A 24,492-nucleotide genomic window follows, 5' to 3' on the forward strand; every position below is an offset into this window, starting at 1 on the left:
CTTAGCGCCATTGGTCCCCGAACACATCCTTCGCAACACGCAGGATGGCTTCACGCTCCTCTTTGGCCGCACGGATAAGCAGAGCTTGATCCAAGGCGTATTCAAGAGCATTTGGGGCACCACGGAACGCTAGAGACAGTTTCGCCCAACGCACCAACGTCCGAGTGGACATGGTGACGCTGATCTGACCATCTTCACCGTTTTCGCCAAGAAACAGTTTGCGGACCTGATTAGCAATCCGAACCATTCCCTTCCGCACATTTTCCGGAAGTTTCGGAGTAGCACGGCCAAGAATGCTGAGTTCAGCTTCCTCATCCGCATACCCTACTTTGGTGAAACGATAGCGATCCATAGCTGCGAGGTTCTGCATCATCACCCCCTGGTACAAACCAGAAGCATCACCGGACCCCGTAGAGTTACCAGTAACGACCACACGAAACATCGGGTGCGGCTTGATGATTTCCCCGCCATTCTGAGCGATCACAAGGGGACGCCCTTCAAGGACATCGTTGAGACCAGCCAGCTCGGCAGGGTCGGCCAAATCCACCTCGTTGATGAGGAGCAGATGACCTTCACGCATAGCGACTGCCAGAGGTCCATACATGAACTTCATGACAGGTGGTTGACCAGGCTTTTCCGCGACCAGAGCGTGATGTCCAATCAGATCTGTCAGCTCCATCCGCCCGTGGGCAGTGATTTGCTGAACAGGCCAGTTGAGACGACCAGCGATCTCGGTGATACCTGAGGTTTTGCCAGACCCGGTAGGGCCGGTTACGAACAATGCGTCACCGCCAGGCTCTTTGAGATAGGCCAAGACCTCTCGCAGAAACTCTTTGCGGAAAACGTAGTTGGTATCAGTGGCAGGGATGAAAGGGTTTGAACCGTCAGCGTAGCCGATGGCCGTTACCTTCTCCGGAATGCTGGGCATACCGAAAACCTTGCTTACTGAGAATTGAGAGTATTGAGACATAGGTGCGCTCCTATTGTGACAGGCGCACCACGTCCCGAACCGGGCGGATGCGCCCGGTTGGGCTAGTAAATTAACGTTAATTTGCTGTTTGTTTTTGGCGACCAGCTATCGCACTTTTCGCTCTCCGAAGAGAACAAAATCTGCTTACTGATGGTATTCACCATGAGTAAGAAGACTTTTAAGGAGCGAGGAGAGTAGCCTCTCCTGGAGGCTACTCCCTCAATGGACGAACATCACCACATCGTCGTTTTGACCAATGACCCCGGTTTCTTTGGCCCACTTCACTGCTTCACTGTGCGCCTGGTAGGAGCTGGAATACAGTTTCGGATCAAATTTCACCTCGCGTCCATCAGCCAGATAGATGATGCCTGCGTGATCGTCGTAAACATGAAGATTCTGTTGCATTCGACATTCCCCCTGTAGCTTGTCGTCAAAGCCAACTGACACCAGAAGACTTTGAGGACAAGCCACAGAGGCTTGACCAGAAAGAGAGGGGTTGCCCCCTCCCTTTGCGTTGACTATCAGCAGTAACCGAACGATTCAGCGATTCTCACGAAAGGACGAGAGATTGCCCAACCAGCAGGGATACACAAAGCGATGATAGCGATTTCCATGATGTTGCTCCTAAGCAAAAAGGGGCAACATCCCCGTCGGGGTATGGTTGCCCCGATGGGTTTGAAAGTGTCGAAGATTACTCAGCGACAGTTATTACCAAACAAGTTCCTTGCCCTTACGAAGGTAAGTCGGGATTTCGAGATAATCCCAGTCAGGTTCTTGTTTAGCGACTTCTTGAACTTGAGTTACCTCAGGTTCAACGACTGCTTTGGCTTGTTCAGCCTTGGCAGCACGTTCTTTGATGACGGCCTGTACAGACCGCATTGCAGGAACTGCGAATTTGTTCCAAAGGAACAAACCGATACGCTGGAACACTTTAGCGAGAACGATGAAGGAAAAAGCAAATGCCTTCGCGCCTACGTACAGTGCGCCCAGAGATGCAAGCAGAACTACAATGAAAGTGATGATGTGCATGGTGTTGCTCCTATGTAAAAAAAACAGGGGCAACACCCGAAAACCGGGAGAAGCCCCCGGCTTGGGGTTAAGTAATGCCATACGGCATAAGACTAGATGCTGTTTGTTTTCGGAGACCAGCTATCTCACCTATAGCCGCAGAGCGACTAAGATGATTCAAATATAGCTCACCTTTGCTAAACAGAAAACGCTGTAACTGTCCATTTTGGGCACTTCGAGAGGTCAGGTTACAGATTGACCGCATTTATCCTTTCCAGTGCGTTTATCTGTACCTCAAATTTAGGAGTATCTCTAATGGCAGAAGCACAAGTAGCACTGGACACAAACAACGACCGCAGCAACCACTACTCTCGCCCTGTTTTCAAGCAAGTTCTGAAAGTAAACAGCCTCCAAGCTCAGCGCGTCATGGAACGCAGCTTTGAGCGAGTTTCCAACTCCCTGTTCTCCATCGACGTGATCCTTCGCATCATCGGTGAGCAGGACGAAATCGACCAGGTTGAAACCGTCATCCTGGAACACATTTCCAAGGTCTCCGAAGACCTGGACAAAGCTACCGCCCAGCTCAACAAGCTGATGGAAGACAACGGCATCGACATGATGCCCGGCTACACCAACCCGAATGAATACACCATCGAGATCAACTCTCCTCAGGTTGCTCAGTTTGCACACCTGATCCGCAAACTGGATACCCTGATGGGGATCGTTGACACTCTCTGGCTGAACACCGTACTGACCAGCAAGCAGCGCACCGACGCCACTTACCAATGGCAGCAACGCCTCATCAAGCTGGCCGGTCGAATCATCGGCATCGAGAAACGGGCTCGCATTTCCGCCCACAGCAAAGGCAAAGAAGGTGAAGTGGCCGAAGCCGCTCCGGAATCTGCAACCGGCGACAAGGAAATCGCAGACGAAGCCGAGAAAACAAAAGCAGCATAACCCAGCCCAAACCTTTGCCCCTCGCCCGAGGGGCTTTTTTTTGTCTTTTATGGTTGCATTTTTTGATGCTGTGATATTATCGAAGTAAATCAGATTCAACTCAGGTAAGAACGGAGAACAACATGAAAAAGGCTTTAATCACCACCGTGGCTCTGGCTGTAGCAGCTCTATCTGGCTGTGCATCCACCAGCAGTTACGAACCCACAGCGTACAAAACCAATCACAGTCGCGCTTACAACATCGCGGAGGCCGGTGGCCTGGTAACAGGCATCCAAGACGCTTCTGTTCCGCGTGACAAGCTGGAGCGTCTGACCGACACCAAAACGTTTGGGGCAGCCTACGTGCTGTCTGGCTACATGTCCCCTCAGCTCGGAATGACCGACTGGCAAGGTGGCTTGGTCAACCTTGCGAACTGGGCTATCGGCCCCAAACAGCATGGCGCTCGCAATAGCTTGATCGCTTGGATGCCTGCTAACGAAGCAGTTTCACCGGCAGACGCTCAGGCCAAATTTCTTTCACATGTGAAAGTTTCCATTGAGTCAGCGCTGACTGATTTGGGTGCCAATTTCACGCTTCTGTATGACAAAGACGGTCGCCTAACCTATCAGTTCTACAAGAATGAATGGGGTTGCCCGACGTGGGTGAACGGACAAAGTAAGGTAGCTGACATGTGTTCCGTTAAGGTGAAAATCGTGGAGCCTCGCCTAGGGTCAGCTCCTAATTTTGTCTCTGGCGTTCAAGGTACAGCGTATGCCTTCACATCAGGCCATGAGACCGCATACAACTTTGTGAATGTCGGTAATGGGGCAGCAAGCCATGCTCCTCAGCAAGCGATCTACGCAGCTATTAGCAAACAGCTACCAGCTTGGGCCTACCTCTACCTTGCTCCAAAATCGGTTGAGCTGGATAATGGCGAAAAAGTTGCTTTCCCTTACCTTCTTGATCAGGGAAAAGCAGAGTTATTTGTTTACCCAGAAGCGTAATCAATCTACATGAGAAAGGGGCCGAAAGGCCCCTTTTTTTATCCACCACCAGTTGGCGCGCCTGTTTGAGGGTCTATGCTGTTTGTCGCCTCTTTTCGCTTCGCGTCAATATCAATCCCTTCCAACCGCTCCAACGCCCTTTCCTGAGCATTCTTCCGCGTCCCGTCAATATTGAAGTCATTCCCTGCTCCAGTCAGCGAGTCGAGATTTATTGAGGCCGGATCAGGGAATTTACCGTTCTGCTGTAATATCCCAAGCCACTCATCCAAATTAATTTTGCTCCAATCAATTTCGGCAATTTTATCTAGTGGAATCCCTTCACACTGAGGATTTTTGGGGTCTCCAAAGTTCTGCCCCAATTGAGGGCGAACCTGTTCTTGTATAATACGAGAGAGCGGAGAATTGAAGCAGCAATACGCTTCTCTTTTTTCAATACAAGCGCCCAACACCTTAGATTTACAATAAGAGCCTACATAGGTGCAATTCTTGAGCGCTCTTTTTGCGTTCATAGTGAACTCTTCTTCCTCGCACTTATAAATCATCTGGATCATCACCATCGCAACGACATAGACGGTATATATCGTCATGGCAGTGCTAAGCCATGTTGTCGCAGTCTCCATCATTGCTTCGGCAGCTTGTTCAGATGCTGCGGCAGCCGCCTGCTCTGTTGCTGCATCTTGGCCTGCTGATTTCATGACATCCATCATCACTTCTTTGACTTGCTCTTTGAGCTGGTCAATGAGTTGATCAACAAACTGCTCTACAGGCTGGAAGAACGAATCAACAGCACCTGAAACGTTCTCTATATAACTTGTGAACGGTTTTGTGACTTCTGTCCACCCTTGAAGGGCAGGTTCCCTAAGTACCTGATAAGCACCTTTAAGCGCATTACCATCAGTCAGCCCCATCACTGCGCCATCGAGCTTTGGAACGGCCATTATTAGGTTCAGATAATCGGCAAGAGATATATTGGTTGGCTTTTCACAGCAATCAGAAACTCCCCCAACAGCTATCTTGCATTCGCCAGCTTCCCCTGCAAAAGCAGAGCAAATAACGTTTTCATCCCCGGTAGGATTGTCATCCCCATCTTGGCCTGTGCAGCTCATATCCTGCGTCATGAATTGGGCTGCATTGAGCAACGCAGTAGCGCGAGCAAAATCAGTGCTTTGTGTTTTGGTCAAATCAAGGCAGTCATCTCCCATGCAGCGTATAGGCCCACCGCACTGGTACTCAGTTTCCTTTTCCAAGGTCGGAACAGAAACATCTGTACCACAGTCATAAGTATCCTCGTGGACGTAGCACGTACCAGAACTTCCCTGAGCACCATCAACACATTTGGAACTGATGAAGCCGCACTGAGGGTTTTCTTCATATTTCTGACAGCTATCGAGATTCCCGCCCGTGTTTACCGGACAGTGCGTTTCACCTTGAGGGTCTGTCCAGCAGTCCATTTGCCCCTTATAGAAGTCATAGTCAGCTTTAACTCGAACCTTTTTGCATAGTTTTGGAATACCAGGCAAAGGTGACGGCTTGAGTTGAGATTCGCAAACTTTGATCCCATTGATGACTGTGCAGCCAGTAGCATCAGTCGGGTCATCTATACATGTGATCTCGCCTTCCGCAAAACCATCTACCACCCCTTTGGCTGAATCCATGCAGCTCTGTGGAGCCCACTCATCCTTGGTAATGGCTTTCGATGGGTCATAGCGGAGTTTTATGCGGCCAAAACCCTCACCTTCGCCACTTACTGAAACGCGGATCTTAAACGTAACAACATCACCATCTTTCACGTTCTTAAAATAGGGAGTGACATCAACATTAGGGTTTCGCTCCCAACTCGTGGAGAGCTCACATCTACCGGCTGTTTCTGGAGGGAAGTTGCCATCTGGGCCAGACCACACTTTAGTCTCTTGGCCGGACTTACCGACCCACACTTGCATGTAGTCATCCCACTTGGCGTATTCAAGCGTTGCAGACACTATGGCATCTGGATTGCTGACTTGGACCCGCGTGTACTCCTCATAAATCTTGCAGTTACCACTCCAGTAGTTGTCCCCCACTCGACCAATCCACAACTCAGTACAGCCTTCTCCACAAGATTTGAGGTTATATGGACCATCATAGTGCTTCACCACAGAGGCGTCGTAGTCATGGACAACCTCACAGTCCGCGCTTTGATCTACAACACGCTGACACCGTTCATACTCTGGAATGTGGGCGTTGATAGTATTCTGATTGATGGTTGTTTCGGCAGAACAATCCCCAAAGCCACCTGCGATGAGGTCCATATCCTCATAGGTCTTTTTGCTTAGATTTAGTACCGGGTCATTACTGAAATCAGGGCGTGATCGATTAGAGGCATCGAGAAGAACCTTGTATGCCGCACCAGAGATTGATGGATTAGCACTATTGGCATCACTCCACAGCGACCCTTTTGCATTATTCCCCACGCTGTCCATGTCATCGCCAGAGTCGTAAATGCCTTGCAGACCGCCCACATCAGGTTTATTGGCATCAGGGAAGTAATAACTATCAGGTTTATTGTTGGTCCCGCTCGTTCCGGGGAATAGATCATTGACATTAATCTGACTCCCCCCGTTCATTTGGAATTGACCGTCTTTCAACGTCGGCATAGAGATTGTGCCATCTTGCACAGTCCCCGAGCTCGACTTGAATGAGTTTGAGAGGTTTTGTCCGAAAGCCTGGGCCTCTTTACCCACCGCTGTGATGTCCTGGTCTTGGCTACCGTTAGCGTAGGAATGTATCGGCAGCGCAGACATGGTTACTGTCAACAGCGAGGCCACAGCTTTCATAAAGTAATTATGACTTCGCATTGTGTTCTCCATTTCAACCTTCCCATGCTATCTGAGAAGACAAGGGCCACCTGTACGTGTAGTGGCCCTTTTGGGGCATAATCTAAAATGCCCGTGCAAATTCGTTAGGGTCTGCTCAATTGTTACAGCAATCATTCCATCGCCAGATGGTGTAAATAGGGTCTTGCCCAATTGCCGGTATAGTTCGCGCCAGACCCCACGTAAGAGTGGATTCGCCAATTACGTGAGATGAGTTTGTCTCTGGAACCGGATGCAATAGCGTGAATTTGTACTGCGTTTTGGGTAGTGTTGGGCTAATAACGCCTCTACACATAGCCTCAGAACCCATTGTCTTCCACGCTAACCCCCGGCGATGCAAAGCAGCCAGAACCCTTGTGCTAAGAAGACTGCTATCGCGGATAACACCTTTTCCACCATTCTGGTTGCCACTAAATGGATACAGGGTGCCCCATGAACCAGCACACCAGAAAAGCTGTTTTAAAGGTTTTCCAGCGGTTGATGAGACAGCATCAGCAGTACACGCAGCCGCCGCAATTGGGTTTGCTACTGCCGCCGCCTCTGGATTGGTAAAAAAAGCGAGCTCATCATTGTTCCAGGTCGGGTCGAGCTCCGACATGTACATGATGTCGAGATCCATATACCCATCAGCATTACAGGTCTGCTTAATAAATAAATCGAGCATCACCAACAGAGGAAACGCATAGTAGTGATAGTGCATAAAAGAACCATCACCACCATCCATGTCTCCCATGCCATGATGCCCTTGGTTAGTCCTATCAAACGGGAACCTGACACCATTCAAGACTGATGAGCAGCCAGGCACTCTCTGAAATTCAACGAGCCGTGCTGGCTCCCACATAGAAGTGGTGACTCCAGGCCGAGGGACCCCTAGATTATCCTCGCACATACACAGAGGGTTGCTTACGGCTTCACTCGGGAATGATCCGCCTCCACCACTTATAGGAACCCCTGCTACTTTGATAGGGAAAATACAGCTCCAGCAGATGTCAGTAATCAGTTTTCCGCCGATCACTTCCGCATTCTGGCACCCAGGGTCAGCCGATACCGAACCAACCCAAAAGACCGCGCTAACGGCCATGATCCGTAGAATTTTTTGCATCATGGTAAGGCCTTTACGTAATTCAAATTTTTCTCCATGACAGCAGGCTTCCCGTGATAGAAACCTTGTTGCCATGACAGTCCAAGTAATTTGGCGCTCTCCCCCAATGGGAAGCTCTCCACCTGCTCAGCAATGAGCTGTATGCCTTTTCGGCGGCAGTGGAGGATGGCCGGGTAGTCTTCAAGCGACCGCAGTCTTCTCGCGTCAAACTTGCAATAGTGCCAGTCATAACGGCTCAGGCGATCCAGAGAAGAGTTTTTGTCTCCATAGTCATCCAGCGCCAGCTCAACCCCTATTTCGGTCAGAGCCTCCCATCTCGATGCGAGAGAGGCGTCCTGAATGCCCTCTGTAATCTCGATGACAAGCCGTGATGAGTGATTTTTAGCAATGTCGCGGACAACCCTACACCACGCCTTGAAGATGACGTCTGATTGCAAAGTTTGTTCGGAGACATTCAGAAAGAGAGCCGGGTACAGATCCAAGCAATAATGAAGGTTGTCCTGAATGAACCGTGCCATCTCCATATCCACCAGTCCCCAATAAGGAGGAGATGACAGAGAGGATGGTGTAAGAACCCGGCCTTCGTCGTACCAACGAGCCAGTACCTCAGCAGCGACAAACGAACCTGTGCCGACGTCTTTAATTGGTTGGAAAGCCGGGGCAAAAATCATTCACCGCCCTCCTCAGCAAGTTCGCGGACAACAAACTTCTTGCCTCTGGCAGTAATGACGCTCGGTGTGTGCTCCAGCTCGAACCGGGTAATCAGATCTGGCGTCAGCAGATATACCGGCGCGTCAAAGTTGTCGGTGACACTCTTGTAGGAATCCCAGCCTTTGTCTTTGTCGAACTCTGTGGCGATATAGGTGATCCGTTGTACGCCAGGCTCCAGCTTGATTTCAGGCAGCTTCTTGGCGAGTAGTTCCATTTGCTTTTTGTCCAGCGGGTCGAAAACTACGACCGCTTGGGTAAATGGCCGCGTTCCAGGCTTGCAAACTTCCTTCGGATCGCACAATGGGTTGATCACGTCACCCGCGTGAGCGAACACAGTGCCATCCGGAGTGCTGATGTCACTGGTGATCATGACGCTAGGGTCAATTTCTCGTGTTCGAGATTTTGGCGCTCTTGGCAGCTCATTGAAATTCTGCTTGGTCCAGAAGCGCTCTATAGCCTGTTTCTTCTTCTCTTCCCAGTCGATATTGGCAAGGCGTTTCTTGGCAACATCAATAAGGTCTGGCTCACTGATTTTCTCCACCGGCCCCTTAACGCCGAGATCGCCTTTTTCTCCGTTATCCACTTCCCGAGCCAACCATACCGGGTCGGACAACCCGGAGACCTGGGCGACGACGTTTGGTTGTTCGCCAGGCAGCGGCTCATCCTCCAGCATCACAATCGTGGGAACGGCTGTGATGTTGTACGTTTTGAACAACGTAGGGTTGATGATGATGTTCGGCACTGGGTCTTTTTTGGCCGCGAGCGCCTGAATAGCTTTAACTCCCTGCCCCAAGTTCATTCCTTCCGGGATGCCACGGAACACAATTACAGAATCAGGCTGGCCTGACACCGCCGTTAGGACGTCATCTAACCCCTGTTCGCCAAGAGACAACGAGGCGAAAACCAGTATCCGATGGTCAGAGTAGATACCCTTTTCAGCCTGTTTCCGGTGCATCTCCTTGAGCGTTGGGTTAGTAGTTTGGAGCTGCTTGAAAAATGCCTTGGCTTCGGCCTGAGCCTCGTCCATGTGTTGGTTTTGCAACAGAGATGGCATTTCCATCTTCTGGGCCTTTTGGGCAATTTGCTTTCCTTGCTCAATAAGCGCCTTATCCTGCTCTGTGAGCGGAGACTCTTGAGCGTATGCCCCGCCAGCCACAGAGAACATCAACGCCACCAGAACGCTCTTAGAACAGGGGATATGCGCGGCCAATGATCTGATCATTTTTCACAGTCCCCCAGTAACGTGAGTCGAAGCTGAATGGGCTTTTGCCCATAAACCAGTAGTTGTTCTCTTTCAGCGTGGTCTTGCCGTAAAAGTGGCTCTCTGGCAGATGTAGTTTCCCTGCGAGCTGGAGCCCCTCTCCGACGACATCACCATTGACGGTGATCTTCCACTTATCGTTGATCTCGACTTTATCCCCCGGCATACCGGTGAGGATTTTGACCATGCGAGTCCCGTCCTTGTAGAAAGGCTGCATGTTCTTGGCTTGGAAGGCGTAAACCGCTCCCCTCTCCAGAGTTTGGTCGTTCAGATCAATGAGGAAGAAGGTGTAACCCGGCAGGCACTTCTCCTGTTGTGGATCAATGCCAATACGGTAGCGGCTGGCAAAGGCCGCACCAGCAGCCCAAAGAACCACTAGTGTCACACCTGCCTTAACCCCGAAGCGCTTCCAGGATTCCTTTTTGACGAAATACTTCTTGAGTGGAAAATTCATTTCAGCACCTCATCAGGGAGGTACACGTCACTTGGAGCCCCGACGACAGCACTTGCGTCAAGGACCAAATAACCTGCGTCTTTCAACTTCAAAATTGCGTCATTGGTCTTGACCATCAGCCTTTCAACTTCCTCCTGAGAGGCACCAGCGGGATACGCCGACGCCACTTTAGCGAAGTCAACCACGACCACTGGCGGGGTTTGATTCAAACGCTGATGGATGCTTGCCGTTTGTTCGCTCATCACGTAGTAGCTACCGCCGAAGCCACCAGCGGCACCGAGAATGGCGGCGATTGCGATTGATTTAATGTCCATTACTGTCTCCCTGGTTATGCAGCCTGCCGACGGCTTCGCATTACGGCCTTGATTGCCTCAGGTATGCTCATGCCTTGTTTCACAAACTGGTCGATGGCGTTAACGTCCACCGGATCGGTCGAATAAAGTAGCTTCTGGAAGTCGCCCACTATCAAGCGACCGACGCCCATACCGCTCTTCGATTTGATAAAGATTTCTGAGTACACGCCTTGGATGGTGTGTACCGTTTTGAGGGTGTGGAACCCGCCCTCTGAAAGGGTCAGACGACCGCTACGTTTAACAGATTCCACGGTTTCTTCGGTTTGGCCGAGCAAGTACATGCTGGCCGAGTTCTCCGCGATGGCGCGGCCCACTGCGTTCTCATAGAGGTCGTTGATGGACTGCGTTGCAATGACAACGGAGCCACCGTACTTACGGAATTTGCGGTAGGCATGTTCCATGAAGACCGAGACCTCGCCCTCTTTGAGCAGGTCCCAGGCCTCATCCACGATGACGACTTTCTTGCGGTTACGTTCACCCAGGAATACTTCTTGCTGGATCTGGTAAATAAGCTGGAGTAGTACAACCTGACGCAAGTGCTTACGCCCTTGCAGTTCATCGAGCTCCAGTACAGTGAACTGGTTCTGGAAGCTGACGTTGTTCTTGCGAGAGAAGTATTTCCCGTAGCTGCCCTGCGACGTAAAGGCGTAGAGCTGCTGACCAATATCCTTGAGGCGCTGGTCATTTTCTTCTTCCAGGCAGCGCTCAGCGATGTCGTCAACCTTCATCTCTTTACCTTTCTCTTCCCACAGGCGAGAAAGGACCTGTTTCAACGCAGAGATTTGCCATTCATCCAGCAAGCCCTTAGCCGAAGCCATCGCACAAACGAGGCTGACTATCGCGTCTTCTTCGTCCTCGTAGTTCTGTATGAGCTCAAACGGGTTGAGGCAGACGTGCGTTCCTTCTTCAAAGTGAACGAAGTCGCCATTGAGCATTTCCGACAACTTCTGGTAGGACTTACCGGCATCAATAACCCAGACCTGAGCCCCCTCGGACAAGTAGGAAAAAATCAGTTCGTTGGTAAGGAACGATTTACCCGAGCCGGATTCGGCTGCGATCACCAGGTTCTTGTTGGTATTACTGTCGTGAAGAGACAGACTCATGAGCTGGCCGTTGCGGGAAATCAGCGCTGCATGATAGGTCCCGGTCCCCTTCCATTCCCCAAACACCGGCAGGACCACAGCAGCCTGCTCGGTTGTCATGGTCTTGTAGCGGAATAGGTCTCGCACTGCATCCCGGTCGGTACAGAATGGCAGGCAGTTGAGGAACATCGGCAGAGCAACGAACTTGTCCTCCATCAGCTCGAACCGAGATTCACGCCAGATGTTTCGTGCGGCCATCGCCGCCGCTTCAACACGTTCTTTGGTTGGAGCAAATAAAACCACCGAGTAGGTGATCTTGACTGGCTTAGCCCCCTCTTTCATGGACTCATAGAGAGTGTCGAAGCTCTCCTTCTTGTCCGCCAGCACCGGCACGAATTTGAGCATCGGCCCGTAGGCTTGGTTTACAGTGAACTGGCGTTTGCGCTCCAGAGTGTTTTTCGTGCTTTCTGCCTCAGGGAAAAAAACATTGGTCACGACCATGTAGTTTTCTTTGATGCTGGAATTGCCGCCGCTGAGATCCCCGGCATAGGTCAACGCATCACCAAAGTAGAAAACGTCAGGCAGCTTTTTCGCTGACATGACTTTCGCGTGGTAGTCACCCAGCCTGATGCCATTCTTGCTGACTTCCACGTCGGTGCCGTAATCGAAGATTTGCTCGCAGATGGGCTTATCCATCTCCCAATCCACAGAGTCATGTCGCCATGAAGCATCTGGCCCCCAATTCAGGATGGTGCTCATGATCCGGATGTAGTTCACCGCCGTCATTGTGCGAGGACGCAGACCAACGGTTTGAAGCGATGATTCGACCTTCGTGCGAAGCTGTGCGAGCTGCTGGAGTTCGCTTTCAGTCGGGTTATTGTTCTTGATGGGGACTTTGCACGTAACGAACAGCTTGAGGTCTTGGATCAAGCCATTGTCGTAGATACCTTTGTTGGTCTTGGCAAATATGCGATCTGTCGTGTGGTGCTGGAGGAAGTTAATCCGTTCCTTGATAACAGATGTCAGCAGCTCGTGACGGAAGCCATCACGCAAACCCATCATCCGGTACATCTCCTGATTGATGTCCGGGGAGCGGAACAGGACAAACTGGAGCGTAGTCTTCGACGGGAACTCCTGATTCAGGAAACCGTTCATTCGCTCCTGAACTTTTTCATCGGCACCACACAGGGGCTCACACATGAAACCAAAGCCTGCACTGTGATCATCCATAAGGAAGACATGATCGTCTTCGTCATAGGCCAGGACAGGAATAATCCCGGCAGCTCGCAAGTGCTCCGGGATCAACGTTTCTTCGAGTTTCTTTTTGATGGTTACGATCATTCAGCACTCTCCAACCATGATTTCAGGTTCTTCGGACGTCCTTTGCTGACACGACCATCCGGAGCAACAACGAACGGAACGCCCTCAATCCCAATGAAATGAGCTGTCAGCAGCGTTTGGTCGTATTGGCCGGGGTCGCAGGTTTCTTTTGAAGGAAGGGAACCCAGGGTGTTGTTCATCAGCGCATCAAGCGCGTGGGTTTTGTCTTTCGCGCAGTACAAGTTTTTTGCCAGGCGGTTGGACTCAGCACCCAGAGCTGGAATCACGATAAATTTAAAGGTGTAATCATCCACCAGCGATTTGGCATCACCCATGAGCTGATGGCAAACCGCGCACCTAGGATCAACAAAGACCACCACCTCTTTGTCACCACGCCCCATCGACACAGTGTTCAGCGTGTCCACATCCATGCCCATGCTCTTGAAGTGGATACGCTCCGCTACATCCCTCATTTGGGACATCGTGTTGAGGGGCTTCTTGCTCCACAGGTCGTAGATTTGTCCTGAAATAACAAATCGTCCGTTTTCAGAGAGGAACATGATCTGCCCATCACTTTGGACGGCTCGAACCCCTTTGATGGGTAGCTCTACAATGTCCTCTATCTTCGCCGCTCTGGGATCGGTGATTTCCAATTTCGATGACGCATGAGCCGTGCCGGTAATAATCCCGAACACCATCAGCGCCCCAAGTAATTTTGTCCGCATGTCTATCCCCTAAGATTGGATTACTGGATGCTGGGCAGTGTATCCGGGGGATGGAAATAGACTCGCCTCTGTAATAGCCCAATTTGGACAATTCCAGCGCGATACAAAAAAAAGCCCGGTCTGAACCGGGCTTTGAGAGGAATGAACCTTAGTTCATGGTAACAGCTTCGGATTTGCCCCCAGAGTCATCGACCCCAACCAGAGAGATGGTCGGCATCGTTTCATAGGTGCCCTTGCTGATAGTCACTCGATCAGAGCTGATGCTCTGCAACTCACCGGCAATGGTCCATTCGTAGGACTTCATGCGGCCATCGGTATCTTCGCAGTTCGCATAGACGATCCACGACCCAACGGTCTCTCGTGAGCTCAGGCTACATGCAGGCAACTTGTTCTCTGCAACATTGATGTTCACCTCGCCCTCAGCTTCATGCCCCATTTCTGAGGTTATTTTCAGCTTGATGCTGTGCTCACCAGCGCCCAGAGTTGCTCTGCCGTAGTAACCACTGCTTTCCAACGGTGTACCATCTACCGAATAAACACGAGTCGAAATACGGTCGCGTGGGTGGCCGCCAGAAATGTACGGTCGCAACAGCACATCCAGAGGCTCACGCTCGTATTTGTTCGAGCCAGAGTATTGCAGGTCAATGGCATAGGGCGCTGCCTGGCCGATCTTGAGCGGTTGCTCGATCACGGTCTCATGGCCGCGAGCATCACGGACAGTGACCTTGATGTTGTAATCACCCGGCTCATTGATCACAAAGGACCGGACAATATCCTGCCGCTGATCCTGAATCACAGCGCCTTCCGGCAACTCCCACTCGTAGGTCGGCTCTTCCAGCTTGCCGTTGAAGGCAATTGGCCGCACTGACGCGGTGATCGTCGCAGGAGCCACGTCTGCGTTCTTCCTAACCTGCATTCCGAAGCTCGGCCATACATACTGCCAAACGCGGGAGCGTAGGCTATGCGAAGCCTCTGCACCCTGATCTCGGTATCCTTCGATCCAGGTGGTGTACTTCGTTTCTACAGTAGCCTGATTGAGGTCAGTGTCAGAGGGTTCGTACTCAGCAGTATCACCCTGCACAATCGAGCCATCAGGCAGCGTGAAGAACCCGTTCAGCTTCACGTCCATCCCACGGTAAGGCAGGCTGGTTTCGGCTTTGAACACATACTTCTTACCGGTCTCAATAACTCGCGGCCCTGTCACGTAAGGACGAGGTGCCTTCACTGCTCGGAAGTCAACCGCCGTTTTCGCAACTTCATAGGCATAGCCGTCATCAGCCGGTGCCGTGGCAGAGCGCACACGAGCCCACAGGCGGTATCGGGTTTCTTCATCGCTCGAAAGCGTGATGCTATCCCCTGTCTGCGCGTAGGTTTTGCCACCGTCAGTAGACCACTCAACAATGGCATTGCCACCGGAGATTGGCTCATCGTTCAACGTCAGGTTCGCTGTGTACTTGCCTTCACTTCCGACAAACAACGTGGTCGGGCCGATAACAGCAATATCAGGTTTGTCGTAAGCGACAACACTGACCGCTTCGGTGTACTTTTCCGCACCTGAGTTGACGTTCACCACCTTGGCCCGAACCTGGTACTCCCCCTTGTCGAAGGTCTTCACAAGCTGATACTTGTATCGATCTTCTGGGATGAACTGCTCCCAGGTTTTACCGTCGTCCTTACTGGTTTCCCACACAACCTGGCCGGTAGCCCGGAGATCCTGACGGTCGTCCAAAGATAGCTTGAACACAGCAGTGAACGGAGCTTCACCAGACAACTTGCGAGCCTCCACGCCAGCACCGATGGCACCACCGCGAAGCACTGTCAAGAAGGCAGGTCTGATAGACAACTCTGTGCGGTTGTAACCCTCAACAGGGCTTTCCAGAACAGCCTCAGCAGCGATACGGACGGAGGAAGTATCCACACCAGACAGGTCTACTGAGAACTGAGCTTCACCGTTCGATGCTTCCGCATAATCAGTGAGCGCAACCGTCTCGTTGTAGGCCTTTTGCTGGATCAGGCGTACTTTCCACACCCCCATCGTGTTAGCGTCATAGTCACCATCAGGTTTGTACTGATCACGGATGAGAACCCTAACCGGCAATGCCTGGGTGTCAATCGCGGTATCACCTTTAACTTCAACGATAGGACGGATACTGTCAGAAGGTGCAGAGATAGCCCGGTAGACAACCTCAGTCTTCACATCAGGCACCTTGTTGTAGGCCGCGTTCACCTTGTAGGTGGTCTCCTCCCACAACGCTCGCTCATCGGTATTGATGCGGCGATACACCTTATTGGTGGCACCCCATCCCGGAGTGAAGGTCTCAGACTCAAGAACATCCGAGTTGCGCGATATGGCAATATCCAGATCAGCTCGTTCAGAGTTGATAATGGCATCACCCAGGTAGTTACCTGTCATCGGCACCAAGTAGATGTTGTCTTTGAAGTTGTAGTCGGAGGCTAGTTCAACGGTCGGAGCTGGTGGGTCAACCGCTTCGACATTGAAAGTCTCGTCGTTCAACGTCACCCTAGTGCCGTTACGGGTGAAAATACTTACCCGCCACCCCAGTGGATGAACGCCGTTGGAGGCCAATGAACCAGAGAGCGAAGGTGATTCCGATAACGGGTCTTGGACCAATCCATCGGGGATCTGCTGCCACTCGAACAGACAGGCACGGCTTGCACTACCAACAGCCTTGTTCGCGGCCTCTTTTTTCGCACGGTCTGCGCTGAGGGTTATAGAACAGTCTGGCCCCTTGCTCTGCTTGAAGTTCACATCAAAATCTTCAATGACGCGATTCACCTGAGCAATGTCATCAATCGGGGTGTAGCCAACAGAGCCATAGGCAGTAGTTACCGTCAGGTTCTGAGAGCCAGACCCAACTTTTACCTTGGAACCGTCACCACTGAACAGGTACAGGCTGTATTCGACAGGTTGTTCACCAATGCTCACAGCCTGCCCCACCAGCCCAGCAACTTTCATCCCGTTGTTGTCCTGCGTAGTTTGTTCAGCCTCATCTGGAGTTCTGTCCCACTGGAGCAAACACACCGGGTCACGAATTGGGTCTGCGGCCATAGCCACATCCTCTTTCGTGGTGAACCGGCAAGGCACACCCGACTCTGGCAGGGCATAGATTTTCACTGGGTCAATGACCTGGCGAATTGTCCATGATTCAGCAGAGAGCTTAGCCGTCCCTTTCCAGGTATTGATGTCCACAACCAAGATGGGTGAGTTCGGCGCGGAGGTCATGACAAGAAGGCTGGAAGAGCCGACCACATCAGGAACAGCAGGTTTAACCGGAATGCTCAAACGACCACCTGACGCACCGAAATCATGTTGGCTCATGATCCCCATTGTCTGGCCTGGCTCGATACGCACCCCATTAACCACCAGCGGTACTTTCGCATCAGAACGTAGGGTCGCAAACACGTCGTATGAACCTGTCACGACAGCACCATCACTGAGCGTCAGCGGCTTGGTTTCGATGATCCGTTTGCCATCTGCATGAACAAATTCATGAGTGACAGCGGGGACCATGACCTTGCCATCCATCCCATCCGCCAGCATTACCTGACGAGGTTTGTACTCGAAGCCAACAGCCTTTTGAACCGCATTGCCTTGTGCATCCTCACCGGAAACAGTCAGCGTGTAAGATTCCCCTTCCTTCAAAGAAGGGAACATTACCGGGTACTCAAGGCGGAATCGACCTTTCGACTCCTCACGCCAAGACAACTGCACCTTGTCATTGGCAGGCCCCCCTACAAGGGCAATAGAGGTCAATTTAGGTGAAGGGTCGATAGCATCAGCCAAGGTAATAACAACATCATCTAGAGTCTGGATAGCTGCTCCATCTGCCACACTGAGTGTCATGGTTGGTGGCGTTCTATCAGACGTTATCTGGAACATTGGTTGTCGCGTTAAAGGCCCGTGCATCTCCTCTGCTGCGGCAACAAGACTGTATTGCCCCTCAGGGAGAGTTTTAAGATCCCACTGGTAAGTGTAGTTCTCCCAGTTGTTGGCTATTAACCCACCAGTTGGAGACAGCTTGTTGCCTTTGCTATCTTCAATCCATGCACTTCGCAGACGCAGCCTATCAAAGTAAGCGCCTCGTCCTGGCTGGTTAACGAATAAGGTAAATACCTTGCTATTTTGATCGAACTGCTGACTTAGCTGAGGGTAGTGCTGATCGTTCCAGTTAACCTCTGCCCAAAGAGGATTCGAGCGAAGAGATTTATCCGGATTGAAAACTGTCGCATTATCGTGGACGTACCCTGTTGTGCCTTTAGCCATTGTGAAGCTATTTGCAATCACGCAGCTATCTTGACCAACAGGAATTTCACAGCTTCCCCTGTGAACGGCAGTTTGAACGTAAGGCCTTGGTTCAACTTTGACACGGATACTACTAACAGTGACAGGAAGAACAGAATTGTTCACCCAGTAGCGGTAAAAACTAGACCATCCTATATCACTGTAATTGTAGTCCACACCCAAAAGTCTGGGACTTTTAGGCGCTGATGGAGAGAGTGTGAGGTTATAAGCAATACCGCCTCCCCCCCACTGGCCGAAGTTCACCCAACGCCAATAATTGCCGTCGGTATTGCCATAAGGTGCGGTTGTGACGAGATAAACATAGCTGGCATCTTCTCCTACCTTGGACATCTCTCCCAAGGCATTGGTCATATTTATCCCACCTTCTCTATACTCATGCCAGTTATCACGCGGAACACGCCAAGCTAACTTGATTGGGTTAGTTTTAACTGTCATGCCCTCAGTGTAAGCAACAAATCCGGTTAATCCAGGGCCTAAGTTGTTTGTACTTGAAGGGTCATAAACACCAAAAGGTGCAGACGGAGCATTGGTTATGCTATCAAACATCACTTTTTGACGAGGTGAAAGATAGCTATTTCCAGCGCTATCGCTTATCTCAAACTGAAGTGTAAACACTTCATCCAAGTCAGAGGCTGGGAAAAAGCCAGATTGGAAAGACTGTCTAGCTTGTCCGTTAGCGTCATCGTAGTTCACGGATACATCTTTGTAGAGTGAACCGTCTTGACGATACAGCTTTGCTTTGACGCCTTTGATGGGTGACTCATCAGAGATTCCTGACAGCAAAAAGGCATTATCCTCAGAGCCACCTAGACCCAGTTTCCAAACATCACCGCTAGTAACCTGCCCATAGTTACTATAAACCGGGGCAAGCGAAGAGTAGGTTGGCGGCGTCACATCGACAGTAAGAGGGTATTCATCCGTCTGTACTGTAGAACCATCAGAGGCAAGAATTTCCGCCCTGATAGTGTATGCCCCACCAACTGGAGCTGGTAGTTGAAGTTCCGCACCATAGTAGGATTTTCCACCCACTGTGATGCGATCAGTAGCCCCAAGAAGGTGGCTGGTCGCTGTCGAAACCACTGTTCCATCCGACCGAAGCACCGAAATCTTTACCTTTCGGTCGATACCGGCACTCAAGGCAAACGAGATATTGCCCGTTGGGTTGGCATAGTTGGCATTCGGAGTCAGAGACCGTTGCGTACCATCTGGAGCCTTAAAGGTGTATTCCAGCAGCTCTGCATGAGCAGCACCAGCGGTAAGAACCGCCAGAGCCCCAAGCATCGCCGGAATTTTAGGCTTGAAATTGATCATCGCATTCTCCATTCGTTTTGAGTTACAAGAACCCAATGCTGGAGGTTACGGGAGGGAGTGCATAAACATGGGCTGTGGAAGTGCCCTTTTTGAGCAAATAAGGAAATCCTGAATTGTGTGGGAGAGTGTGTTCAGCGTGGTGTGCTTGGTCAAGACCGAATGGGCTACGGATTGAGAGGGCACGATGGGTGCATGCTGTCTGTCTGCTGATTGCAGTAAAATTAGTGGGATGACGCCACAACTCATAAAAAAAGGTTTAATTGGCGGACTGGAGTGCGTCTCGCTAATAAAACTGTATAAATCCGCGATCACCAGATGCGGTTTCCATTGCAAAATATGCTCTTTTGCTAACAGGAGATTATTGATTCCTGATACCAGAAATGAGGAGCTGAACCTGCCAGAATGATTAAGCAAGGCCTCTATCCCTGTGCGGGTAAAGTGGCACCGGTCAATCACTAAAATTTTAAGCATAAACGTTTCGCATTCAGAAGAGGGGCAATCGACTTTCTGGTTTCAGAAAGCCCTTCATCATAGAGAACTCCGATGAGTGCCAAATGCGGGAACTACGCCGCTAATTATGCTTAATTCTTGCTTTTAGCAGGCGGTGAATAAAAAGGTTGAAATTCATTTTCTTCCGGGCAAAAATGCCATTTCACACATTAGCTTTGCAGGACGACCTGCAAACGCTTCTTTCACCGGGGACGGCCCCATTGTTCTGGAGCCTGATATGTCCTGGATCGTTTTATTAATTGCAGGTTTGCTCGAAGTTGTCTGGGCGATTGGCCTGAAATACACCCACGGTTTTACGCGTCTTACGCCAAGCATTATCACTATTGCGGCGATGATCGTCAGTATCGCCATGCTCTCTTGGGCAATGCGCACGTTGCCTGTAGGAACCGCTTATGCGGTCTGGACCGGTATTGGCGCTGTTGGGGCGGCCATTACAGGGATTTTGCTGCTGGGTGAGTCTGCCAGCCCGGCACGTTTGCTGAGCCTTGGGCTGATCGTTGCTGGCATTATTGGTCTGAAGCTGAGCACTCACTAAGCGCCAGGCTGTTTCACCCAAATCAGTTTATTCACTTCAAACCCTTCCCGGGTCGCGATGGCTAACATTTGCTGTTTCATTTCATCTGAAATAGTAGGGGTCCGTGAAAGGATCCACAGGTAGTCGCGATCCGGACCACAAACCAGCGCGTGACGATATTCCCGGTCGAGTGCAATTACGTTATACCCGCCATAGAAGGGGCCGAAAAAAGAAACCTTAAGCGCGGCTCTGCTTGGGTCGCCGGTGAAATAGGCTTTCCCTTCCGTTTTCTGCCACATCTCCCTGTCAGGGTTATAGCCCTTGTTAATAACGTTGATGCCGCCGTCGTCGCGCAAGCTGTATGTTGCGGTCACTTTATCCAATCCGCGCTCGAAACGATGGTCGAAGCGCGCAATTTCATACCAGGTTCCCAGATAGCGTTTGGCATCAAAGTTATTTACCACGGTAACGCCTTTCGGCGGTGTCGGGGAGCTACACGCGACAACCAGGAATGCAGCCGTAACTGCAGCAACGACGGGCAAAATGCGCATGGGATTTTCCTTGCTGTATTTTTGTTAAGTGTAGATGACAACAGGAAAAAAAGAGAAAGAAAGGAGGCCCAATATCCTGGGCCTCATCGTCAGTTATTGCAGCTTTTCAAGAATGCGCCAGGCCGCCTCGACACGGACAGGGTTAGGATAGCTTTTGTTTGCCAGCATCACGATGCCAAGGTTTTTTTCTGGAACGAAGGCTACGTAGCTGCCAAATCCACCAGTGGAGCCCGTTTTATGCACCCATGAGGCTTTCACTGCGGGGGCGGGCGGGTTTACCTCAACGGCGGGAAGCGCTGCCAATGCCACTTTGCTGTCGCTGCCGTTGATGATCGAATCAGCTTTCAGCGGCCAGTTCAGCATCTCCCAGCCTAATCCCTGGTACATATCGCCAATACGCCAGTAGCGAGACTGCGCAAGCGCAATGCCCTGCTGGAGCGTTTTCTCCTGAACGTGGCTGGCATCCATGTTGGCCTGAACCCAGCGGGCCATATCAATAACGCTGGATTTCACGCCATAGGCTTCGGCGTCAAGTTGTCCCGGAGAAACGTGTACGGGCTTCCCTTCGCGATAGCCCCTGGCATAATCTTTTTGTTCGTTCTGCGGAACCGTAATCCAGGTATGCGCCAGTTTTAATGGTTGCAGGACGCGTCTGGTCATTGCCTCTTCGTAACTCATTCCTGAGGGTTTCACCGCCAGCGCGCCAAACAGACCAATGCTGGAGTTAGCGTAAAGTCGCTTAGCGCCCGGAGTCCATTGCGGCTGCCAGTTTTGATAAAAATGCAGTAATGCGGCTTTATCCCTAACGTCATCGGGGATCTGCAGCGGTAGGCCGCCTGCCGTATAGGTGGCTAAGTGCAGCAGGCGGATACCCTGCCACTGTTTGCCTGTCAGTTCTGGCCAGTATTTCGTGACCGGATCGCTGAGCTTAATTTCGCCGCGGGCGATAGCATCGCCGCCCAACACGCCGTTAAACGTCTTACTAACCGATCCTAGCTCAAACAGCGTTTGCTGCGTGACTGGGTGGTTATTGGCGATATCGGCTTTACCCCAGGTGAAATAATAGGGTTTTCCCTGGTAGATAACGGCAACGGCCATACCCGGAATAGCCTGCTCCTGCATCAACGGGGTGATGGTGCGATTAACGATATCGGCAATCTGTTGTTCTGTTTTTGCGGCAGCAAATGTGGAGAAAGAGGCTGTCAGCAGCAGAGCGCAGCATAACGATTTTTTCATCATGAAATCAGTTCCGTAATTAAAAGCAAAAAGGTGTCCGGGCCCGTCAGACGCAATCAGTGTGTTTGATTTGCACCGTGTTGACAAACGGTTAAATTTAGCAGCAGATATAAGTTTTTCCTAAATTCCACGTGTGTTTTTTATTAGCTTCAAAAATCACTATTTCACGAAGAATTTAGACTGCTTCTCACACATTGTAACATTATTTACAACCACCTTTCAATCATTTTTGATAAATCATTGATTTCATCTTTGCTGCAATGATACTTAATAAACTCTGCAAGTTATCCACAGAGCAACACTCAATTTTATTGATGATATTCTTATTATACCAGACATTTTTCATACACTCCCTTGTACGGATAGTTTTCCGACAACTTCATGATTACATATCTTGCGGTTTTGATTATTTTTGCTGCAAGAAATACATACTTCAAACGAAAGGTCTTTATTTGCTGTCTGTATTCTGAAGAGTCCAAGGAATCAAACTTGAACAACAAAAATAGGTTATATGAAAGCATCATCATTTGAAACACGGCTTCATTCGCCCAAAATGACTTTAGCAAGAGATGACCCACCGCCATGTCGTATTTGGCTTCTTTGATATAGTTTTCAGCATTACCACGCTTTTCATAGTATATAACTACTTTTTCAGAAAGCAAGGTAGTATTTGTTACAAAGAAAAAGTAGTCGTATTCGGAACCTTCTAAAAGTGATAATTGTGCTCTTTCTTTTTCTGGTTTCAGTACGCGAGATACGACAAATCTTCTGTCTTTTTCCCATTTAACTAATTTTGTATACAGTTCTGTAGTTTCTCTACCTTCTTCTCCTTTAACGAATACAATTGATGAATTCGTTGCTTGTGAGGTGAGTGTAGAATAACTTTTGGCTTTAATTAAATATTTGCATCCAAGAGATTCTATCGTTTCGATAATTTTTTCATCAAAGTAGCCACTATCCATTCGAAATAAAATTTCTAAATCGTCTGATTTGATGTTAGCAACAATTTCTTTGATCATTTCCGCAGCACCGTTTGCAGTGTAAGTATTGCCACTTCTTACAAATCCGGTAACATATGCTTTTAATTCGTCGCAAAATGCAAATTGGATATTGTAGCATCGGTTTCCCAGTTTCTTAGGATTATATCCTTTTGACGCACCTTCTTGATGACCTTCTACGTTAATTACACTACTATCAATATCAATCGTAATGGATGTCAATTTACTTTTAGTGAGCAGTTTTTTAAAGACTTTAAAATTAATGTCTCTAAACATTTGGGTTGTCTTGAAGTTGAAGTTTCCTAGAAACCGTGACACTGTTTCAGGTTCTTTTACGGAAATATCAAACTCGTTGACGAGGGGATCATTTTGAAGTAGCTTTAGACGTTCTAACTTATCAATGCCAATGAAGTGACCGCAGAGCATGGTCTTTATATGATTCATCTTGATTTTATTTGTTGAGTCATTATCAAATACGAGGTCATTTTCAATAAAATCAAAAATCCCATTGCTTTTTGCATTCTCAAGGAGCAGAAAAAGACCTGCATTTGATGTTAGATTCTTAGCTTTGAAATCAATTTTATTAATCATAATTAGAACCCCTTTTTACTACTTTTCTTACTATTATTTTACCATATATCGAGTCATAAAAGCTGATAATTTAACATATTTTTGAGCACTTTTCTTTCACCCAATGGGTGAAAGCTGAATTTCGAAGGAATGCATATTTATCAAGGCTTTGATTATGCTTTTTGAAGTACTGACGTAGAATCTAGGGAAATAGTTGGAATTTGTTATGACTGGACTTTTTGCCAAAAAATAAGGGCAGCTTTTAGGCTGCCCCTATCACCCGTTGATTAACGGCAAGGTGTCTTTTACACCCCCAGGCCATTGCTGAGTTGCACAACAGCCGGGATGACCTTCTCTGCATGTTCCAGAGTAGCAGACATGATGGATTCCACTACGGTCGGGGAGTTGTACAGGCCCATACCGCCACCGATACCCATAGCGAAAGCCATGAGGCTCTGGCGAGCGATACCACCAACAACACCGACCAGGATCATCGCACCCGCAACGATTCGACCCAAAGTACCTTGGGTCCAATCCTTGAGAGTTACCCATACGTCGTCAAACGCTGTACCACCAGTACCAGCGTGGGCCTGATCCGGCACGAGCAGGAAGGCTACCACCATCAACCCCAGGAAGAGGAAGAGTGCGTTGTTTTTACTTGAGGCATTCGCCAACTGATTTGCGTTCATCAAGAACATCT

19 protein-coding genes and 1 pseudogene are annotated in these 24,492 nt (G+C 49.9%); 3 read left to right on the top strand and 17 right to left on the bottom strand.

Features of this window, described 5'->3' with window-relative positions; translation table 11 throughout:
- Window position 1: 1 nt before the first annotated feature.
- The 3 genes from APU02_RS24045 to APU02_RS24055 form a co-directional block, all read right to left on the bottom strand.
- A complete protein-coding gene (locus APU02_RS24045; RefSeq protein ID WP_000085160.1) occupies window positions 2–970 on the bottom strand; it encodes an AAA family ATPase in 969 nt (322 codons plus the stop codon).
- A gap of 219 nt (window positions 971–1,189) precedes the next feature.
- Entirely contained in the window at window positions 1,190–1,375 is a 186-nt protein-coding gene (locus APU02_RS24050) for a hypothetical protein (RefSeq protein WP_001186917.1), read from the bottom strand.
- Window positions 1,376–1,678: 303 nt separating this feature from the next.
- Window positions 1,679–1,999, bottom strand: a complete 321-nt coding sequence (locus APU02_RS24055) for a hypothetical protein (RefSeq protein ID WP_000547566.1) — start codon at window positions 1,997–1,999, stop codon at window positions 1,679–1,681.
- A 294-nt stretch (window positions 2,000–2,293) separates the two neighbouring features.
- Here APU02_RS24055 and APU02_RS24060 point away from each other — a divergent pair, with 294 nt between their 5' ends.
- Both APU02_RS24060 and APU02_RS24065 read left to right on the top strand, forming a co-directional pair.
- Window positions 2,294–2,935 (top strand): hypothetical protein, encoded by a 642-nt coding sequence (locus APU02_RS24060; protein ID WP_000796664.1) that lies wholly within the window; start codon window positions 2,294–2,296, stop codon window positions 2,933–2,935.
- A 122-nt stretch (window positions 2,936–3,057) separates the two neighbouring features.
- Window positions 3,058–3,918, top strand: a complete 861-nt coding sequence (locus tag APU02_RS24065) for a hypothetical protein (protein ID WP_000709517.1) — start codon at window positions 3,058–3,060, stop codon at window positions 3,916–3,918.
- A gap of 38 nt (window positions 3,919–3,956) precedes the next feature.
- On the opposite strand, the gene traN is transcribed toward APU02_RS24065, so the two are convergent.
- The 10 genes and pseudogenes from traN to APU02_RS27170 form a co-directional block, all read right to left on the bottom strand.
- Window positions 3,957–6,752 (bottom strand): conjugal transfer mating pair stabilization protein TraN, encoded by a 2,796-nt coding sequence (gene traN / locus APU02_RS24070; RefSeq protein WP_001256484.1) that lies wholly within the window; start codon window positions 6,750–6,752, stop codon window positions 3,957–3,959.
- Between the two features lie 115 nt (window positions 6,753–6,867).
- On the bottom strand, window positions 6,868–7,872 hold the full coding sequence (locus APU02_RS24075) for a TraU family protein (protein ID WP_005507569.1): 1,005 nt from the start codon (window positions 7,870–7,872) through the stop codon (window positions 6,868–6,870).
- Complete coding sequence (locus APU02_RS24080; RefSeq protein WP_000575345.1) at window positions 7,872–8,543, bottom strand: EAL domain-containing protein; 672 nt, start codon at window positions 8,541–8,543, stop codon at window positions 7,872–7,874. Before APU02_RS24080 ends, APU02_RS24075 begins: the two co-directional genes overlap by 1 nt.
- Window positions 8,540–9,805 carry a TrbC family F-type conjugative pilus assembly protein gene (locus APU02_RS24085; RefSeq protein WP_001447719.1) on the bottom strand — a complete coding sequence of 422 codons (1,266 nt, stop codon included), beginning with the start codon at window positions 9,803–9,805 and terminating at the stop codon, window positions 8,540–8,542. Before APU02_RS24085 ends, APU02_RS24080 begins: the two co-directional genes overlap by 4 nt.
- The gene (locus APU02_RS24090) at window positions 9,768–10,298 is read right to left on the bottom strand and encodes a S26 family signal peptidase (protein WP_001010740.1); all 531 of its coding nucleotides are present in this window, start codon (window positions 10,296–10,298) and stop codon (window positions 9,768–9,770) included. Before APU02_RS24090 ends, APU02_RS24085 begins: the two co-directional genes overlap by 38 nt.
- Window positions 10,295–10,612 (bottom strand): hypothetical protein, encoded by a 318-nt coding sequence (locus APU02_RS24095; RefSeq protein WP_000351984.1) that lies wholly within the window; start codon window positions 10,610–10,612, stop codon window positions 10,295–10,297. Before APU02_RS24095 ends, APU02_RS24090 begins: the two co-directional genes overlap by 4 nt.
- 14 nt (window positions 10,613–10,626) lie before the next feature.
- A complete protein-coding gene (gene traC, locus APU02_RS24100; protein ID WP_000637384.1) occupies window positions 10,627–13,074 on the bottom strand; it encodes a type IV secretion system protein TraC in 2,448 nt (815 codons plus the stop codon).
- Window positions 13,071–13,778, bottom strand: coding sequence for a DsbC family protein (locus APU02_RS24105; RefSeq protein WP_001259346.1), 708 nt, complete (start codon window positions 13,776–13,778; stop codon window positions 13,071–13,073). The genes traC and APU02_RS24105 overlap by 4 nt, the downstream gene beginning before the upstream one ends.
- A 148-nt stretch (window positions 13,779–13,926) precedes the next feature.
- Window positions 13,927–19,413, bottom strand: coding sequence for an Ig-like domain-containing protein (locus tag APU02_RS24110; protein WP_000606835.1), 5,487 nt, complete (start codon window positions 19,411–19,413; stop codon window positions 13,927–13,929).
- A gap of 105 nt (window positions 19,414–19,518) precedes the next feature.
- Window positions 19,519–19,884: pseudogene (locus APU02_RS27170) on the bottom strand (LuxR family transcriptional regulator); the annotation flags it as partial.
- Window positions 19,885–20,140: 256 nt separating this feature from the next.
- Between APU02_RS27170 and sugE the strand changes: the two are divergent.
- Window positions 20,141–20,458, top strand: a complete 318-nt coding sequence (gene sugE / locus APU02_RS24115; RefSeq protein ID WP_000118520.1) for a quaternary ammonium compound efflux SMR transporter SugE — start codon at window positions 20,141–20,143, stop codon at window positions 20,456–20,458.
- Here sugE and APU02_RS24120 read toward each other — a convergent pair.
- The 4 genes from APU02_RS24120 to traA all read right to left on the bottom strand — a co-directional run bounded on the left by APU02_RS24120 (window position 20,455) and on the right by traA (window position 24,490).
- Window positions 20,455–20,988 carry a lipocalin family protein gene (locus APU02_RS24120; protein WP_001221666.1) on the bottom strand — a complete coding sequence of 178 codons (534 nt, stop codon included), beginning with the start codon at window positions 20,986–20,988 and terminating at the stop codon, window positions 20,455–20,457. The genes sugE and APU02_RS24120 overlap by 4 nt on opposite strands.
- Before the next feature lie 93 nt (window positions 20,989–21,081).
- Window positions 21,082–22,227, bottom strand: coding sequence for a class C beta-lactamase CMY-4 (locus tag APU02_RS24125; protein WP_015056382.1), 1,146 nt, complete (start codon window positions 22,225–22,227; stop codon window positions 21,082–21,084).
- Between the two features lie 323 nt (window positions 22,228–22,550).
- Window positions 22,551–23,813, bottom strand: a complete 1,263-nt coding sequence (locus APU02_RS24130; protein ID WP_000608644.1) for an IS1380-like element ISEcp1 family transposase — start codon at window positions 23,811–23,813, stop codon at window positions 22,551–22,553.
- Window positions 23,814–24,097: 284 nt separating this feature from the next.
- Complete coding sequence (gene traA, locus APU02_RS24135) at window positions 24,098–24,490, bottom strand: TraA family conjugative transfer protein (protein ID WP_000479535.1); 393 nt, start codon at window positions 24,488–24,490, stop codon at window positions 24,098–24,100.
- Window positions 24,491–24,492: the final 2 nt, after the last annotated feature.

The sequence above is a fragment of the Citrobacter sp. 50677481 genome, assembly GCF_001463265.1.
In the GTDB taxonomy this organism is placed as follows: Bacteria; Pseudomonadota; Gammaproteobacteria; order Enterobacterales; family Enterobacteriaceae; genus Citrobacter_A; species Citrobacter_A sedlakii.

What these genes read in the sequence shown, in the direction of transcription:
- APU02_RS24045 (WP_000085160.1), bottom strand. Translation starts at nt 970, where the DNA reads ATGTCTCAATACTCTCAATTCTCAGTAAGCAAGGTTTTCGGTATGCCC.
- APU02_RS24050 (WP_001186917.1), bottom strand. Translation starts at nt 1,375, where the DNA reads ATGCAACAGAATCTTCATGTTTACGACGATCACGCAGGCATCATCTAT.
- APU02_RS24055 (WP_000547566.1), bottom strand. Translation starts at nt 1,999, where the DNA reads ATGCACATCATCACTTTCATTGTAGTTCTGCTTGCATCTCTGGGCGCA.
- APU02_RS24060 (WP_000796664.1), top strand. Translation starts at nt 2,294, where the DNA reads ATGGCAGAAGCACAAGTAGCACTGGACACAAACAACGACCGCAGCAAC.
- APU02_RS24065 (WP_000709517.1), top strand. Translation starts at nt 3,058, where the DNA reads ATGAAAAAGGCTTTAATCACCACCGTGGCTCTGGCTGTAGCAGCTCTA.
- traN (WP_001256484.1), bottom strand. Translation starts at nt 6,752, where the DNA reads ATGCGAAGTCATAATTACTTTATGAAAGCTGTGGCCTCGCTGTTGACA.
- APU02_RS24075 (WP_005507569.1), bottom strand. Translation starts at nt 7,872, where the DNA reads ATGCAAAAAATTCTACGGATCATGGCCGTTAGCGCGGTCTTTTGGGTT.
- APU02_RS24080 (WP_000575345.1), bottom strand. Translation starts at nt 8,543, where the DNA reads ATGATTTTTGCCCCGGCTTTCCAACCAATTAAAGACGTCGGCACAGGT.
- APU02_RS24085 (WP_001447719.1), bottom strand. Translation starts at nt 9,805, where the DNA reads ATGATCAGATCATTGGCCGCGCATATCCCCTGTTCTAAGAGCGTTCTG.
- APU02_RS24090 (WP_001010740.1), bottom strand. Translation starts at nt 10,298, where the DNA reads ATGAATTTTCCACTCAAGAAGTATTTCGTCAAAAAGGAATCCTGGAAG.
- APU02_RS24095 (WP_000351984.1), bottom strand. Translation starts at nt 10,612, where the DNA reads ATGGACATTAAATCAATCGCAATCGCCGCCATTCTCGGTGCCGCTGGT.
- traC (WP_000637384.1), bottom strand. Translation starts at nt 13,074, where the DNA reads ATGATCGTAACCATCAAAAAGAAACTCGAAGAAACGTTGATCCCGGAG.
- APU02_RS24105 (WP_001259346.1), bottom strand. Translation starts at nt 13,778, where the DNA reads ATGCGGACAAAATTACTTGGGGCGCTGATGGTGTTCGGGATTATTACC.
- APU02_RS24110 (WP_000606835.1), bottom strand. Translation starts at nt 19,413, where the DNA reads ATGATCAATTTCAAGCCTAAAATTCCGGCGATGCTTGGGGCTCTGGCG.
- sugE (WP_000118520.1), top strand. Translation starts at nt 20,141, where the DNA reads ATGTCCTGGATCGTTTTATTAATTGCAGGTTTGCTCGAAGTTGTCTGG.
- APU02_RS24120 (WP_001221666.1), bottom strand. Translation starts at nt 20,988, where the DNA reads ATGCGCATTTTGCCCGTCGTTGCTGCAGTTACGGCTGCATTCCTGGTT.
- APU02_RS24125 (WP_015056382.1), bottom strand. Translation starts at nt 22,227, where the DNA reads ATGATGAAAAAATCGTTATGCTGCGCTCTGCTGCTGACAGCCTCTTTC.
- APU02_RS24130 (WP_000608644.1), bottom strand. Translation starts at nt 23,813, where the DNA reads ATGATTAATAAAATTGATTTCAAAGCTAAGAATCTAACATCAAATGCA.
- traA (WP_000479535.1), bottom strand. Translation starts at nt 24,490, where the DNA reads ATGTTCTTGATGAACGCAAATCAGTTGGCGAATGCCTCAAGTAAAAAC.